The organism is Pseudomonas sp. WT-JTC (genome assembly GCF_056711565.1).
On sequence record NZ_CM160042.1, the window covers coordinates 4,060,473 to 4,076,692 of the forward strand.

The window sequence follows — 16,220 nt, forward strand, 5'->3', positions numbered from 1 at the left end:
GTTCGGAGCCTCAGGCTTTTGCCTTGGGCATCTGCGAAACCAGCGACAAATTGACGTCCATGCCTTCCACCTGGAAATGCGGCACGGCATACAACTTGACGCGGAAGAAGCCGGGGTTGTCCTCGATGTCTTCCACGGTGACCTTGGCATCGCGCAACGGGTGCGAAGCCTGCAAGTCATCACTTGGGTCGGTCATCTCGGTCACCAGGCCGCCGATCCACTTGTTCAGCTCCAGCTCCAGCAGACGACGATCCTTGGTCGTGCCGATGTTTTCGCGCTGGATCAACTTCAAGTAGTGAGCGATGCGCGACAGCAGGAAGATGTAGGGCAAGCGCGAGTTGATTCGGCTGTTGGCAGTGGCATCGGCCGTGTCGTACAGCGCCGGCTTCTGCGCAGAGTTGGCCGAGAAGAAACACGCGTAGTCGCGATTCTTGTAATACGAGAGCGGGATGAATCCGAGGTTGGCGAACTCGAATTCGCGAGTTTCCGGAATCATCACCTCCGAAGGAATCTTCACCTGGTTGCCCGTGCCCAGATCGTATAAATGGATCGGCAAACCGGTGACCGCACCGCCAGACTGCGGTCCGCGAATCTGCACGCACCAACCGTTGGCAATAAAGCTTTTAACCATGTTGGCAGCGAAGGCAAACGAGGCGTTGGTCCACAGGTATTTGTCGTGATCCAGGCCTTTGACGCTTTCGATGTAGTTGAAGCTGCGCACCGGAACGGTGTCTGGACCATACGGCAGACGCCCCAGCACCCGCGGCATGAGCAAGCCGATGTAACGGGCATCGTCACTCTCGCGGAACGCCTTCCACTTGATGTATTCGGCACGGTCGAAGTAATTGCCGATGTCCTTGATGGCGGCGACTTCTTCCATCGACTGCTTGCCAAAGAACTCGGGGCCGACGGCACCGATGAAAGGCATGTGCGCAGCCGCCGAGACTTTGGAGATGTTGCGCAGCAGGGCTATGTCCTGCGGATCGCGACCAAACTCGTAGTTGGAAATGGCCGCGGCAATCGGCTCCCCGCCGGGCGTGTCGTACTCCTGGGTGTAGGTGTGCAAATACAGGCCGCTTTGCGCGATTTCCGGAGCGTCTTCAAAATCCTGTACCAGGTGCGCCTTGCTGATATCGAGCAGCTCGATTCGTACGTTCTGGCGAAAATCGGTCTGGTCGATCAGCGACTTCACGCCACGCCAGGTTGACTCGGTTCGCTGGAAGTCAGGATGGTGCATCACAGCGTCGAGTTGACGGCTGATCTGTGCATCCAGCATTGCGATATGGCCGTCGAGCAGCGCTCTGTCCAGGCGCTCGATTTTCTGCGACGACTGCTTGAGCAGGTTCAGGAACACACTGACAGCGGCCGTCACGCGCTCATCGGCCGTGGCCTCAGCCAGCGCCTCGGCATTCTGAAAGCTGTCGATGCCGCCTAATTTCGCCACTGGACTGAGATTGATCTTTCCAAACAGTGCGCCATACACGCTTGCATTTTCTTCAGGCAACACTGTAGCGCCGCGCGATTGCGCGTTAGAACTTTCTAAAGACATTGTGGAACTTCCCTTTAAACGAACCGAATTGAATTAACGAGCTTCTTCCGGAGCCAAGGCGGCCAACTCGGCCCGCAGCTCATCACTCAGCACATCGTCCTTGAGGATTCGCTCCAGTTCGTGACGGAAGGTAGCGTTGTCCAACAGGTTGGACTTGAGGTCGCGCAGCAGGTTGCGCATCGCCAGCAAGGCACGCAACTGGGGGATTTGCCTCGCCACCTGCTCAGGCTCGAAATCCTTCATGCACTGAAAGTTCAATTCGACCGAAGTGTCGACGCCGTCATCCACCAGGGTATTTTCCACCGCCAGTTTCAGGACTGGCGAGAACTCGGCCAATACGCTATCGAAGTTATTCTTGTTGATTCCAACTTTGTGGCGCTCCGAAAGCGGGCGCTGCTCCTTGCCGTTGCTGTAGTCACCCATGACCATCAACTTCAAAGGCAGCTCGACCTTTTTTTGAGCACCGCCAGTGTGCAAATCGAGCTTGATGTTGACCCGAGCCTTGGGCACTTCATTTTGAAAACTGTTTGAAGCCATAACTCCTCCATGCGAACTCGCAACAGCCGCGAGCAACATCTCTGTCGATAAATGTATCAATCATTTCGGGGGGCAACAATGAACTATCCTGGAGGGACGCACCACCCCGAAAAATACGATTCAGATGCTTCCGACCCTTTTAGGCAAACACTACCTACACGCCAAGTAGGAATTACCCTACACAATTTATGAAACAACCTACAGTCAAGGCGAAGGACCGATAATTTGAAATACAAAACACTTCGACAAATATCTATTTACAGCAATAAAGGCACCGCTTTTACTGTGAAAAATACTTACCTTCGGCGTATTACATCAGGAAACAATTAACGACCAAGGTGGATTACAACAATTGAAACTGACCAAAGCGGGCACCACCAAAACAAAAAAAATCCGATCCCTGAACAGGCATCGGATTTTTTGTTCCACTCGATAAAAGCCGTTTCAACCAACCAGCTGATTATCCTTGCGCGCCGTCAGAAGTTCGCCGGCGTGTTGGCACTGATAATCTCGGCCTCATCCGCCCCGATATTGCGAAACCGATGCGGCAAGGTCGTCGGGAAGTAATAGCCATCCCCGGCATTCAGCACGCTTACCTGTCCGTCCACGGTCAACTCCACGGTACCCCGTGTCACCAACCCACACTCCTCGCCTTCGGAATGCACGATCGGCTCTTCACCCGAACTGGCGCCCGGCGCGTATTGCTCGCGCAGCAGGCGCATCTGCCGGCTCGGCACGGAAGCGCCGATCAGCAGCAGGCGCAGGCCATGGCGGCCGAGGTCGGGCTGTTCGTTGGCGCGGAAGACGTACTGGTGTTCGCGCGGTGGCTGATCGAAGGTGAAGAAGTCGGCCAGGGACATGGGGATGCCCTCCAGCAACTTTTTCAGGGAGCTGACGGAAGGACTGACCCGATTCTGTTCGATCAGGGAGATGGTTGCATTGGTGACGCCGCTACGCCGGGCCAGCTCGCGCTGGGACAGTTTGTAGCTTTCGCGTACTAATTTGAGTCGTGAGCCCGTGTCCATGACAGCCTTATGCGCCAACCTGCAGGAGCGAGCAAGCTCGCTCCTGCAGGGATAATGGAGGGGTGGAGTGCAGGCGCGGATCACGCCGTTTTCCGCTCCCGGAAACGTGAAAGGCGGCTATTAAATCACGTTTGTTCGTAATGCTCAGCAGGTTCGATAAACGGCTGGAAAAATAGCCATTTGCCACGAAGTTGCACAACCTGTGGGAGCGGGCTTGCTCGCGAAAGCGGTGTGTCAGGCGCCATCAATTTTGGCCGAGATGACCTCTTCGCGAGCAAGCCCGCTCCCACAGGGGACCGCGGTGTTTCTGGTATAAAAAAACCGGCGGCACCCTTTTGGGGCGGCCGCCGGCGAGGTAAAGCCTAGATCCCGAAACGGTCGCGCAGCGAGTAGTACACGGCACCGAGGGCGGTCAACGGCGCGGAGAAAGTGCGCCCGCCGATCATCGGCATGTGCGGCAGCGAGGCAAACGCATCGAAGCGCTCGGCGTCGCCACGGATCATTTCCGAGATCAGTTTGCCGGCCAGGTGCGAGCACGTGACGCCGTGGCCGCTGTAGCCCTGCATGTAGTAGGCGTTTTTCTCGATACGGCCGAATTGCGGCATGCGCGACATGGTCAGCAGGAAGTTGCCGGTCCAGCGGTAGTCGATCTTCACGTCCTTGAGTTGCGGGAAGGTCTTGAGGATCTTCGGACGGATCAGTTGTTCGATGTCGTCCGGTTCACGAGCGCCGTAGACCACGCCGCCGCCGTACAGCAGGCGGTTGTCTGCGGTCAGACGGTAGTAGTCGAGCAGGTAGTTGCAGTCTTCGACGCAGTAGTTGTTCTTGATCAGGCTGCGGGCCTGTTTTTCCGACAATGGCTCGGTAACGACGATCTGCGAACCGCACGGCATGCTCTTGCTGGTCACGCGGTTGTCGAGGCCCTGTGGCAGGTAGGCGTTACCGGCGATCAACAGGTACTTGGCCCGCACCAGGCCTTTGGCGGTGCGCACGGTGATCGGCTCGCCGTAGTTGATCTCCACCGCCGCCGACTGCTCGTAGATCTTGCCGCCCAGGCCGATGATGGCCGAGGCTTCGCCGAGGGCCAGGTTCAGCGGGTGAATGTGGCCGCCCTGCATGTCCAGCAGGCCGCCGACGTAGGCATCGGAACCGATTTCACGCTTGATGTCAGCCGCATCGAGCATTTTCAGATTCTTGTTGCCGTAGCGTTCCCAGCTCTTCTTCTGTTCGGCCAGGCCCTTGAGTTGCTTCTTGTTCATCGCCGCGAAGATGCCGCCGGGACGGTAATCACACTGGATGTCGTAGTGCTGTATGCGCTGACGAATGATGTCGGCGCCTTCGAAAATCATGCTGCCGAGGATTTCGGCGGTCTTGTCGCCGTAGCGCTCTTCGATGACATCGACGTCGCGGCTGTAGGAGTTGACCAGTTGGCCGCCGTTGCGACCGCTGGCGCCGAAACCGACCTTGGCCGCTTCCAGCACGGTCACGCTGTAGCCCGCTTCAGCGAGGAACAGCGCCGAGGACAGACCGGTGTAGCCGGCGCCGATCACGCAGACGTCGCAGTCCACCGCTCCTTCCAGCACCGGGAAATCGCCGGTGAAGTTGCGGGTGGCGGCGTAGTAGCTGTCTACATGCTTTTGTTTAACAGAATCTTGTTTCATAGGTTTCTCCGATGGCCGCCGGCAACGTGCAGGCGACCGCCGTTTAAAAGGTCTTAGAGCTTGATCCAGGTCGCTTTGAGTTCGGTGTACTTGTCGAACGCGTGCAGCGATTTGTCCCGACCGTTACCCGACTGCTTGAACCCGCCGAACGGCGCGGTCATGTCGCCGCCGTCGTACTGGTTGACCCAGACGCTGCCGGCACGCAGGGCACGGGCGAAGGTATGGGCCTTGCTCAGGTTGCTGGTCCATACGCCTGCGGCCAGGCCGTAGATGCTGTCGTTGGCAATCGCCAGAGCTTCTTCAGCGGTGTCGAAGGTAATGACCGACAGCACCGGGCCGAAGATTTCTTCCTGGGCGATGGTCATGGCATTGGTCACGCCGTCGAAAATCGTCGGTTCCACGTACTGGCCACCGGTGTCTTCGAGGGTGCGGCTGCCGCCAGCGATCAACTGAGCGCCCTGCTCTTTGCCGATACCGATGTAGCGCAGCACGTTGTCCAGTTGACGCTGGTCGACGACCGCGCCGACGGTGGTTGCAGGATCGAGGGCGTGGCCCGGCTTCCAGGCTTGCAGGGCTTCCACCAGCAGCGGGATGAACTGCTCGCGAATCGAGCGCTCCACCAGCAGGCGCGAACCGGCGGTGCAGACTTCGCCCTGGTTGAAGGCAATGGCACCGGCTGCGGCCTGTGCTGCCGCGCGCAAATCCGGCGCATCGGCAAACACCACGTTGGCGCTCTTGCCCCCCGCTTCGGCCCAGACGCGTTTCATGTTGCTTTGCCCGGCGTAGATCATCAGTTGCTTGGCGATCGCCGTGGAGCCGGTGAAGGCCAGCACGTCGACGTCCAGGTGCAGCGCCAACGCCTTGCCGACGGTGTGGCCGTAGCCCGGCAGGACGTTGAACACGCCTTTCGGGATGCCCGCTTCCAGCGCCAGCTGCGCGATGCGGATCGCGGTCAGCGGAGACTTTTCCGAAGGCTTGAGGATGAACGAGTTGCCCATCGCCAGAGCCGGAGCGAATTTCCAGCTGGCCATGATCAACGGGAAGTTCCACGGCACGATAGCCGCGACCACGCCGGCTGCTTCGCGCGTCACCAGGCCAAGCTGATCCTGGGGTGTGGCGGCGACTTCGTCGTAGATCTTGTCGATGGCTTCGGCGGTCCAGCGGATCGCGTTGGCGGTCGCTGGAATGTCGATGCTCATGGAATCGCTGATCGGCTTGCCCATGTCGAGGGTTTCGAGCAGGGCCAGTTCTTCACGGTTTGCCAGAATCAGGTCGGCAAAACGGATCAGGACACGCTTGCGCTCGGCCGGGGCCAGGTTGGCCCAGACGCCGGACTCGAACGCGCGGCGCGCCACGGCGACCGCCGCATTGGCGTCAGCTTCGTCGGTGCTGGCGACGTTTGCCAGGAAACGACCGTCTACCGGGCTGATGCATTCGAACGTGGCGCCACTGGCGGCCGCGCAGTATTGGCCGTCAATGAATGCGCGACCTTCAATGGAGAGGGACTGGAAGCGTTGCTCCCAATCGCTGCGAGTGTTTGTCATGGTTGTGACTCGACGCAGGGGAATAGGTGGTCGCCGGATTGAACGCCAACCAATTACGACCTTGGAAATACGGTCCCCTGTGGGAGCGGGCTTGCTCGCGAAGGCGGTGTATCAAGCGACATCAGTGTTGACTGTGCCGCCGTCTTCGCGAGCAAGTCGGAACGCCGCACCGCCGCTCCCACAGTTGATCGGTGTGATCCGTCTTAAACGGTATGCAGGTACCAGTTGTACTCAAGGTCGGAGATGGAGTTCTCGAACTCGGCCAGCTCGCTTTCCTTGCACGCCACGAACACGTCGATGTACATCGGGTCGATGTAGCGCGCCATGACTTCGCTGTCGTCCAGTTCGCGCAGGGCATCGCGCAGGTTGTTCGGCAGGCTCTGCTCGTTCTGCTCGTAGCTGTTGCCTTCCACCGGAGCGCCCGGTTCGATCTGGTTGGTCAGGCCGTGGTGCACGCCCGCCAATACCGAAGCCATCAGCAGATACGGGTTGGCGTCGGCACCGGCTACACGATGCTCGATGCGCACGGCATCCTTTGAGCCGGTCGGTACACGGACAGCCACGGTGCGGTTGTCGATGCCCCAGCTCGGCGAGTTCGGCACATAGAACTGCGCGCCGAAACGACGGTACGAGTTGACGTTCGGGCAGAGGAACGCCATCTGCGCCGGCAGGGTCTCGAGCACACCGCCGATCGCGTGACGCAGCGCGGCGTTCTGCTCGGGATCCTCGCTGGCAAAGATGTTGTTGCCTTCCTTGTCGAGAATCGAAATGTGCACGTGCAGACCGTTACCTGCCTGGCCCGGATACGGCTTGGCCATGAAGGTGGTGTCCATCTCGTGGTCGTAGGCGATGTTCTTCACCAGACGCTTGAGCAGGACCGCGTAGTCGCACGCCTTGATCGGGTCAGCCACGTGGTGCAGGTTGACTTCGAACTGCGCCGGGGCGCTTTCCTTGACGATGGCGTCAGCCGGGATGCCCTGCTCTTTCGCGCCTTCGAGGATGTCTTGCAGACAGTCGACGTATTCGTCGAGGTCGTCGATCAGGTACACCTGGGTCGACATCGGACGCTTGCCCGATACCGGCGAACGTGGCGATTGCGGACGACCGTTCACGTTGTCCTGGTCGATCAGGTAGAACTCCAGTTCGAACGCGGCGCAGATGGTCAGGCCCATGTCGTCGAACTTGCGCACGATATTGGCCAGCACTTCCCGCGGATCGGCGAAGAATGGCTCGCCTTCGAGTTCGTGCATGGTCATCAGCAGTTGCGCAGTCGGGCGCTTCTGCCAGGGTTCGATGCTCAGGGTGCCCGGGATTGGGTAGCAGATCCGGTCGGAGTCGCCGATGTCCAGACCCAGGCCGGTGCTTTCCACCGTGGAACCGTTGATGTCCAGAGCAAACAGAGACGCCGGCAGGTTGATGCCTTTCTCGTAAACCTTATGAAGACTGGTGCGCTCGATGCGCTTGCCGCGCACCACACCGTTCATATCCGCAATCAGAAGGTCGACGTACAAAACCTCAGGATGTTTCTTAAGGAATGCGTTTGCTTCGTTGAGTTGAACGGCACGCAGAGGGACCGACATGATGCACCTATTTTTTACTGTTAATTATTATGTTCACCGCCCTTTCACGAGCCCAGTCAATCCGAAAGGCAAAGTGAAGTCAATAGCGAACACTCAGCCGTTCAGCGTATATTTTCGGGCCTCTCAGAAGGACGAGAGTGCCAGACAAGCCCTCAAACACGCGTAAACCCTGAAGATCGGACGTGCGGCGTTTAGAATTTTTTACATGAGAGTTGTTAATTAAAATCAACAAGGCTAAGCTCCGGAAAAGCTCGTTCAAGTGTGAAACTTCGAGGTGATAAAAATGGCACTCAAGCCATTGATCGGCGTTACTGCGTGCGTCAAACAGATTGGCCTGCACCCCTACCACATCAGCGGCGACAAGTACTTGCGTGCTGTCAGCGTCGCGGCGCTGGGGCTGCCTGTCGTTATTCCTTCCTTAGGCGACCTGACCGAAATCGATGACCTGCTGCCGCAGCTCGACGGTCTGTTGCTGACCGGCTCGCCGTCGAACGTGGAACCCTTCCACTATCAAGGCCCGGACAGCGCCCCCGGTACGGAGCACGATCCGCAACGGGACCGCACCACCCTGCCGCTGATCCGCGCAGCCATCGCAGCCGGCGTTCCGGTCCTCGGCATCTGCCGGGGTTTCCAGGAAATGAACGTGGCGTTCGGTGGCAGCCTGCATCAGAAAGTCCATGAACTCCCAGGCTTCCTTGATCACCGTGAAGCCAGTCACCCGGACCTGGCCGTGCAATACGCGCCGGCCCATGGGGTGAGTGTGCAGCCCGGCGGCGTGTTCGAAGCGCTGGACCTGCCGGCGGTGTTCCAGGTCAACTCGATTCACAGCCAGGGCATCGACCGCCTGGCGCCCGGCCTGCGTGCCGAAGCCGTCGCACCCGATGGCTTGATCGAGGCGGTGTCGGTGGAGAACAGCAAGGCCTTCGCCCTCGGCGTGCAATGGCACCCGGAATGGCAAGTCCTGAACAACCCTCCTTATTTGAGTATTTTCCAGGCGTTCGGCGAAGCCTGCCGGCAACGGGCAGCGCTGCGTCACTCGGGCTGACGAAAAAACACTGACAAACGATTTTCTGCCCCCGCGGGTCGGGCGGGCGTGCCTTTGCGCGTCCGTCACCCGCGACAACAACACACTGCAATAACAACAAGTACGAAAGGCAGCCAGGATGGCGGCGCCGAATAAACCCGAGCGGTTTGGGTCAGGCAAGCACGTTCCATGTGGGAGCGGGCTTGCTCGCGAAGGCGGAGTGTCAGTCGACACCATTGTTATCTGATACACCGCTTTCGCGAGCAAGCCCGCTCCCACAGGTTGCGTGTCACACCCGCCACCGGGTTTGCAATCCACTATTAAGCCGGGCCGTGTTGGCCTGGCGACTGAAACCTGTTGGGAGTTTCACATGGCAAACGCCTCCAGCATCTACAGGAAGGCTATTGAAGGTCACCAGGCACCGAAAAAGGTGTTGGTGAAAGTCGATCGCGTCACCAAGAAATTCGACGAAACCACCGCGGTGGACGATGTGTCCCTGGAAATCCACCAGGGTGAAATCTTCGCCCTGCTCGGTGGTTCCGGCTCCGGCAAATCGACCCTGCTGCGCATGCTCGCCGGTTTCGAGCGCCCGACCGAAGGCCGGATTCTGCTCGACGGTGTCGACATCACCGACATGCCGCCGTACGAACGACCGATCAACATGATGTTCCAGTCCTACGCGCTGTTCCCGCACATGACGGTGGCGCAGAACATCGCCTTTGGCCTCAAGCAGGACCGTTTGCCAGCGGCCGAAATCGAAGCCCGCGTGCAGGAGATGCTGCGGCTGGTGCACATGACCCAATACGCCAAGCGCAAGCCGCACCAACTGTCCGGCGGCCAGCGTCAACGCGTGGCCCTGGCCCGTTCCCTGGCCAAGCGTCCGAAGCTGCTGCTGCTCGACGAACCGATGGGCGCCTTGGACAAGAAGTTGCGCTCGCAAATGCAGCTGGAGCTGGTGGAAATCATCGAGCGCGTGGGCGTGACCTGCGTGATGGTGACCCACGACCAGGAAGAGGCCATGACCATGGCCCAGCGCATCGCGATCATGCACCTGGGCTGGATCGCCCAGATCGGCAGCCCGGTCGACATCTATGAAGCCCCCGTCAGCCGCATGGTCTGCGAATTCATCGGCAACGTGAACGCCTTCGACGGCACCGTGGTTGAAGACCTGGAAGGTCACGCGATCATCCACAGCCCGGACCTGGAGCAGAAGATCTACGTCGGCCACGGCGTCAGCACCTCGGTGCAGGACAAATCGATCACCTACGCGATCCGCCCGGAAAAACTGCTGGTCAGCACCGTCAAGCCGGAGAACCGCTACAACTGGTCCAGCGGCAAGGTGCATGACATCGCCTACCTCGGCGGCCACTCGGTGTTCTACGTCGAGCTGCCTGGCGGCAAGATCGTCCAGTCGTTCATGGCCAACGCCGAACGCCGTGGCGCACGTCCGACCTGGGACGATCAGGTCTACGTGTGGTGGGAAGACGACAGCGGCGTGGTACTGCGCGCATGAAAACCTTCAATCAGCAATTTCTGAGACTGGTCCCCAGCGGGCGCAAGTTCGTCATCGGGATTCCCTTCATCTGGTTGTTCCTGTTCTTCATGTTGCCGTTCTTCCTGGTGATGAAGATCAGCTTCTCGGAAGCGGCCCTGGCCATTCCGCCCTACTCGGAGATCTACACCTACGCCGAGCAGAAATTCCAGCTGTTGCTCAACATCGGCAACTATTCCCTGCTGGGCGAAGATGAGCTGTACCTCTCCGCTTACCTGGGTTCGTTGAAGGTCGCGCTGTTCAGCACCCTGATGTGCCTGGTGATCGGTTTCCCGATGGCCTACGCCATCACCAAGGCCAGCAAGGAAGCGCAGAACGTGCTGATGCTGCTGATCATGATGCCGACCTGGACCGCGATCCTGATCCGCGTCTATGCGTGGATGGGCATCCTCAGCAACAACGGCCTGCTCAACGCGTTCCTGATGTGGACCGGCCTGACGTCGCACCCGATCGAGATCCTCAACACCAACACTGCCGTCTACATCGGCGTGGTGTACGCGTACCTGCCGTTCATGGTGCTGCCGCTGTACGCCAACCTGGTCAAGCATGACCAGAGCCTGCTGGAAGCCGCATCGGACCTGGGTTCAAGCACGTTCAACAGCTTCTGGAAAATCACCGTGCCGCTGGCCAAGAACGGCATCATCGCCGGCTGCATGCTGGTGTTCATTCCGGTGGTCGGTGAGTTCGTGATTCCTGAACTGCTCGGCGGTCCGGAAACCCTGATGATCGGCCGTGTGTTGTGGCAAGAGTTCTTCAACAACCGCGACTGGCCGGTGGCGTCTGCCCTGGCGGTGGTAATGCTGTTGATCCTGATTGTGCCGATTCTGCTGTTCAACCGCAGCCAGGCCAAAGAGATGGAGGCACGGGGATGAAACGCTTCGGATTTTCAAAGTTCATGCTGATTTTCGGCCTGTCGTTTATCTACCTGCCGATGCTGATCCTGGTGATCTACTCGTTCAACGCCTCGAAGCTGGTGACGGTGTGGGGTGGCTGGTCGATCAAGTGGTACGCCGGCCTGCTCGACAACTCGCAACTGATGGGTTCGGTGGTGCGCTCGCTGGAAATCGCCTGCTATACCGCCGTCGCAGCAGTCGCACTAGGGACGTTAGCCGCGTTCGTGTTGACCCGCGTTACACGCTTCAAGGGTCGTACCCTGTTCGGTGGCCTGGTCACCGCGCCGCTGGTGATGCCTGAAGTGATCACCGGTCTGTCGCTGTTGCTGCTGTTCGTGGCCATGGCGCAACTGATCGGCTGGCCGCAGGAACGCGGCATCGTCACCATCTGGATCGCCCACACCACGTTTTGTGCAGCCTACGTGGCGGTGGTAGTCTCCGCCCGCCTTCGCGAGCTGGACCTGTCCATCGAAGAAGCGGCCATGGACCTGGGTGCGAAGCCGTTCAAGGTGTTTTTCCTGATCACCATCCCGATGATCGCGCCATCACTGGCGGCGGGCGGCATGATGTCGTTCGCCCTGTCGCTGGATGACCTGGTACTGGCGAGCTTCGTGTCGGGACCTGGTTCCACGACCCTGCCGATGGAAGTGTTCTCGGCGGTGCGCCTGGGCGTGAAGCCCGAGATCAACGCCGTGGCCAGCCTGATTCTGCTGGCGGTGTCGATCGTGACCTTCATGGTCTGGTACTTCAGCCGTCGTGCCGAAGAAAGCCGCAAGCGCGCGATCCAGGAAGCCATGGACCAGACCGCCAGCGAATCCTGGCAACAACCGAAAAAGCAAATGGCAGAAGCAGCGGCCTGAGGCCGCCCCCTGTAGGAGCGAGCATGCTCGCGATGGCCATCAACGATGACGCGGGCTATCTGAATGAACGCGTCGTCCTTGAGTTTTTCGCGAGCAAGCTCGCTCCTACAAGGAGCGTGAAAGCTTATTTACTGTGTGATTTGAATAAGAAAAGAAATGGAGTTGTACCGATGAAAATGTTTGGCAGGACTCTGCTGACACTGTCCTTATTGGGCGCGATCGCCACTGGCGCCCAGGCCAATGACAAGGTTCTGCGCGTCTACAACTGGTCGGATTACATTGGCCCGGATACCGTCAAGAAGTTTGAAGACGAGACCGGCATCCAGGTGACCTACGATGTGTTCGACAGCAACGAGACCCTTGAAGCACGCCTGCTGGCGGGCAAATCCGGCTACGACATCGTCGTGCCGTCCAACAGTTTCCTGGCCAAGCAGATCAAGGCCGGCGTCTACCAGACGCTGGACAAATCGAAGCTGCCGAACTGGAAAAACCTCAACCCGGTGCTGCTGAAGAACGCCTCCGCGAGCGATCCCGAAAACGCTCATGCCATCCCGTACATGTGGGGCTCGATCGGCATCGGCTTCAACCCGCAGAAGGTCAGGGAAGTGCTCGGCAGCAACGCTCCGACCAATTCCTGGGACCTGCTGTTCAAACCGGAAAACGCCGAGAAGCTCAAAGCCTGCGGCATCAGCTTCCTCGACTCGCCGACAGAAATGCTCCCGACCGCCCTGCACTACCTGGGCTACCCGGTGAACGATCAGGACAAACAGCACATCGCCGAAGCCGAGGCGCTGTTCATGAAGATTCGCCCGAACGTGGCGTACTTCCATTCGTCGAAATACATCTCGGACCTGGCCAACGGCAACATCTGCGTGGCCGTGGGTTACTCCGGCGACGTGCTGCAGGCCAAGGCCCGCGCCCAGGAAGCCGGGGACAAGGTGAAGATCGACTACAGCATCCCGAAAGAAGGCGCCGCCAGTTTCTACGACATGCTCGCCATCCCCCGCGATGCCGCCAACGTCGAGAACGCTTACCTGTTCATGAACTTCCTGATGCGCCCCGACGTGATCGCCGACATCACCAACAACATCGGCTACAGCAACGCCAACGCGGCGGCCACGCCGTTGGTCGATGAAGCGATCCGCAACGATCCGGGCTCCTACCCGCCGGAAGCGGTGATGGCCACGCTCTATGCCGTGCCAGACCAGCCGATCGCCATCCAGCGGATCATGACCCGTGGCTGGACCAAGGTGAAGTTGGGCCAGTAATCCAGAACCCCACCGATCAAGTGTGGGAGCGGGCTTGCTCGCGAAAGCGGTGTGCCAGCCACCATTAATATTGAATGGTGATGGCCTCTTCGCGAGCAAGCCCGCTCCCACAAGGAGTGGTGGTGTTCCAACCTTTTCCGTTCACGCAGCGCCTTACCACCGCTGCCTCTCCTGCAGTAGAACGGCCTCACCTGGGCTCCCTCGGTCAAGGTGAAGTTTGGCGCCTTCGGGCGCCCTTTTTATTGGGGATCAATCAAAGGCCATTCGGCCAGAGTCCGATAGCGGCCTTTGTGGGATTCGAACAGGGCGAAGCGGTCGGCACGCAGGAAAAATTGCGGCGCGGTCGCGGACTCCGGCACCGGCGCCCGATACTGCCGTGCCAGGGTCAGGTGCGGACGGTATTCCCTGGGTGCTTCCTCCAGACCGAACGGCAACATCGCCTGTTCCAGCGCATACACCAATCGCAGCAATGCCGGGGGCGCCTGCTCCGGCGCGAGCACCAGCGCCCCCGCCCTGCGCCACACGTCCAGCCGGTCCAGTACCACCGTCAAGCGCTCGCCCGGTGTGCGGATGGACGCCGCAGCGGTGCAGATGTCGGCAATCTGCGCCACACCCACCGCCCCCAGAAACTTCAGCGTCAGGTGAAAGTTTTCCGCCGGCACTGGCCGCCCGTTGCGCAGTTGCAGCGCACTGCGCCACTGGGCGATGTCCCGGCGCTGGGCAGGAGCGCAATCGAGCGCAAAGAACAGACGCTTGAACGGCTCGCGGGATTCGTCGCTCATGCCGGACACCTCTTGGGAAGACTGCCTGAGTGTACTCAACCCTCGCGTACCGGCCAGCGCATTTCTGGCACCGTCCGGCAGGCGCGTTATAGTTCTAGCATCCCGAAAAAGCGGAGGGGACCATGCGACAGATCCTCAGCAAAGAGCCATGGTGGGCCAGACCGCCCGAGCCAGGTCAGGACGAACTCAAGCTGGAATGGGGCTGGCTGGTGCATTACAGCGAGGGTGAGCCGCGCTTCGAATTCATCCGCGAGCGGCCGACGGACGACGAGATTCAGCAGCGCAAGAGTTGCAGGATCACCCCGACGCCGGAGTGATCCCAAGGCTGGCGTCAGACTTTGAGGAGTATTTCAAACCCGCCGTACACCAGGCGCTGACCGTCAAATGGCATCGGATTGACGTTCGGCTGCATGCGCGGGTCCTGCATCATCTTGTCCATCCCGGCATTACGGGTGGCCTTGTCCGGCCAGATGATCCAGCCAAAAGCCACGGTTTCGCCGTCCTTGAGTTTCACCGCCATCGGGAACGATGTGACCTTGCCCTCCGGCACGTCTTCGCCCCAGCATTCGACCACGCTCAAGGCACCGTTTTCCTTGAAGATCGAAGCGGCGATTTCGGCGTGCTTGATGTATTGCTCACGGTTGGCGGTGGGTACGGCAGCGATAAAACCATCGACGTAAGACATGAGTGCTCTCCTTGGATCATGGGGTGTGCTGCTGGATAGTCGGTTGCGCTGGCGTCCGATCGACAGTGCCGGTGCCCAAACCGACCGGCGGTGCAGTGCGGTCCGCCAGGCTGCCTTCGATCTGCGCCGCCATGTAAAGCGTGGCGGCCATGACGCCGCTGGTCGGGCTCTGCACCAGTTTGGTCCAGGCCTTGTCGAAGGTATTGCCCAGGCTACGGCGAATCAGCGCCTCGCTATCGGGCCGGTCAAAGGCCTGGATGAATGCGCGAATGCCAGCCACCCCTAGCGTGATCAAGCCACCGGCCAGTTTCCCGGTCGCTGCGGCCACGGCGCTGGCGGCCCCGCGCGGGGCCATCTCGGCTTCCATGCGCCGGCTGGCGCGCCTGGCCACCGGCGCCATCGCGGTATCGGTCGAGCCCACGCCCTTGTCGCCACCGGCCTTATGGACTTTGTCGATCAGCGCGGCGAAGGCCGGCAAGGAGTTCAGCGGTTCGGTGTGCACGACCTGGTACAACGAGGCGTCCCTCGTCGGCGGAGGCCCGAGGGCGATGGCCGGGACTTTCTGGATGCGCCCGTTGAGCTGGGCCATCGGCACGCTGTGGCGGTGGGAGATTTTCTGCAGCTCTTCCTTGAGGATATCGACATAGAACGCCGCTGCCAGGCCGAGAATCGCATCGGGATCGACGTCCACGGCCGCCGGGGCCAGGACCTTCTCCTGATAGGCTTCGAGCAGGTACGCCGCCAGGTGTTTTTCCACGACATCCTGCTCACCCTTGGCGCTGATGGTGTACCAGCTGACCTTCATCGACAGCCATTCCTGGGTCCAGTAACTGCTGAACCACGGAATGAAATTCTGTTCGGTCAATTCATAGACCCGTGTGCGCCAGTATTCCATGGCGCCGCGGGCGTAGATTTTGGTCTCCTCGGTCGCCGCCTGCGACGCGGCGACGATCTCCCGGTCCACTTGTTGCCAGGTGCTGGCAGGAACGACGATGACCGGTGCCACTTCCACTGGCGCGCGCACAGGCGTAGCACACCCCGCCAACACCACCAGCACGGCAATGATCAGCGAACGCAGGTTCAAGATGGCGGTTTCCTGCAGTTGGTACCGGGCGGAATGCCTGACACACGAAACTTTCGGTTTAAGTATAGGTGGCGGTGCTCCCGAAGCCGCGAAGGGACCCGCATCAACAGCACAAAAACCACCATCACTTGCGTCGATAATCACCATCGCCGCGATTGCCTTCCGCTTGATGGCCG

Annotated in this window: 15 protein-coding genes; 6 read left to right on the top strand and 9 right to left on the bottom strand. The window is 59.9% G+C overall.

Annotation, left to right across the window (positions count from 1 at the left end; all coding sequences use genetic code 11):
* Positions 1–10 precede the first annotated feature (10 nt).
* From tssC to AC06G5_RS18465, 6 genes are all read right to left on the bottom strand, one after another.
* Positions 11–1,549, bottom strand: coding sequence for a type VI secretion system contractile sheath large subunit (gene tssC / locus AC06G5_RS18440; protein WP_413704559.1), 1,539 nt, complete (start codon positions 1,547–1,549; stop codon positions 11–13).
* Between the two features lie 33 nt (positions 1,550–1,582).
* Complete coding sequence (tssB, locus tag AC06G5_RS18445; protein ID WP_413426869.1) at positions 1,583–2,086, bottom strand: type VI secretion system contractile sheath small subunit; 504 nt, start codon at positions 2,084–2,086, stop codon at positions 1,583–1,585.
* Positions 2,087–2,562: 476 nt separating this feature from the next.
* Positions 2,563–3,111 (bottom strand): cupin domain-containing protein, encoded by a 549-nt coding sequence (locus AC06G5_RS18450; protein WP_007975263.1) that lies wholly within the window; start codon positions 3,109–3,111, stop codon positions 2,563–2,565.
* 362 nt (positions 3,112–3,473) lie between these two features.
* Complete coding sequence (locus AC06G5_RS18455; protein ID WP_413426871.1) at positions 3,474–4,772, bottom strand: NAD(P)/FAD-dependent oxidoreductase; 1,299 nt, start codon at positions 4,770–4,772, stop codon at positions 3,474–3,476.
* A gap of 53 nt (positions 4,773–4,825) precedes the next feature.
* Positions 4,826–6,316, bottom strand: coding sequence for an aldehyde dehydrogenase (locus AC06G5_RS18460; RefSeq protein ID WP_480457957.1), 1,491 nt, complete (start codon positions 6,314–6,316; stop codon positions 4,826–4,828).
* Between the two features lie 203 nt (positions 6,317–6,519).
* Positions 6,520–7,896 carry a glutamine synthetase family protein gene (locus tag AC06G5_RS18465; protein ID WP_008019695.1) on the bottom strand — a complete coding sequence of 459 codons (1,377 nt, stop codon included), beginning with the start codon at positions 7,894–7,896 and terminating at the stop codon, positions 6,520–6,522.
* Positions 7,897–8,179: 283 nt separating this feature from the next.
* Between AC06G5_RS18465 and AC06G5_RS18470 the strand changes: the two genes are divergently transcribed.
* The 5 genes from AC06G5_RS18470 (at position 8,180) to AC06G5_RS18490 (ending at position 13,493) form a co-directional block, all read left to right on the top strand.
* Complete coding sequence (locus tag AC06G5_RS18470) at positions 8,180–8,941, top strand: gamma-glutamyl-gamma-aminobutyrate hydrolase family protein (protein WP_413426875.1); 762 nt, start codon at positions 8,180–8,182, stop codon at positions 8,939–8,941.
* Between the two features lie 349 nt (positions 8,942–9,290).
* On the top strand, positions 9,291–10,433 hold the full coding sequence (gene potA, locus AC06G5_RS18475) for a polyamine ABC transporter ATP-binding protein (RefSeq protein ID WP_111286908.1): 1,143 nt from the start codon (positions 9,291–9,293) through the stop codon (positions 10,431–10,433).
* Positions 10,430–11,344, top strand: coding sequence for an ABC transporter permease subunit (locus AC06G5_RS18480; RefSeq protein WP_413704557.1), 915 nt, complete (start codon positions 10,430–10,432; stop codon positions 11,342–11,344). Before potA ends, AC06G5_RS18480 begins: the two co-directional genes overlap by 4 nt.
* Positions 11,341–12,225 carry an ABC transporter permease subunit gene (locus AC06G5_RS18485; protein ID WP_413426879.1) on the top strand — a complete coding sequence of 295 codons (885 nt, stop codon included), beginning with the start codon at positions 11,341–11,343 and terminating at the stop codon, positions 12,223–12,225. The genes AC06G5_RS18480 and AC06G5_RS18485 overlap by 4 nt, the downstream gene beginning before the upstream one ends.
* A 170-nt stretch (positions 12,226–12,395) precedes the next feature.
* The gene (locus AC06G5_RS18490) at positions 12,396–13,493 is read left to right on the top strand and encodes a polyamine ABC transporter substrate-binding protein (protein ID WP_413426881.1); all 1,098 of its coding nucleotides are present in this window, start codon (positions 12,396–12,398) and stop codon (positions 13,491–13,493) included.
* Between the two features lie 239 nt (positions 13,494–13,732).
* Here the strand turns inward: AC06G5_RS18490 and thpR are convergent, their stop codons facing one another.
* Entirely contained in the window at positions 13,733–14,275 is a 543-nt protein-coding gene (gene thpR / locus AC06G5_RS18495) for an RNA 2',3'-cyclic phosphodiesterase (protein ID WP_413428660.1), read from the bottom strand.
* A 122-nt stretch (positions 14,276–14,397) separates the two neighbouring features.
* Between thpR and AC06G5_RS18500 the strand changes: the two genes are divergently transcribed.
* Positions 14,398–14,592, top strand: a complete 195-nt coding sequence (locus tag AC06G5_RS18500; RefSeq protein WP_480457962.1) for a hypothetical protein — start codon at positions 14,398–14,400, stop codon at positions 14,590–14,592.
* 14 nt (positions 14,593–14,606) lie between these two features.
* On the opposite strand, the gene AC06G5_RS18505 is transcribed toward AC06G5_RS18500, so the two are convergent.
* Positions 14,607–14,960 (bottom strand): DUF1428 domain-containing protein, encoded by a 354-nt coding sequence (locus tag AC06G5_RS18505; protein WP_413704555.1) that lies wholly within the window; start codon positions 14,958–14,960, stop codon positions 14,607–14,609.
* A gap of 16 nt (positions 14,961–14,976) precedes the next feature.
* The gene (locus tag AC06G5_RS18510) at positions 14,977–16,044 is read right to left on the bottom strand and encodes a hypothetical protein (protein WP_480457964.1); all 1,068 of its coding nucleotides are present in this window, start codon (positions 16,042–16,044) and stop codon (positions 14,977–14,979) included.
* Between the last annotated feature and the right edge of the window lie 176 nt (positions 16,045–16,220).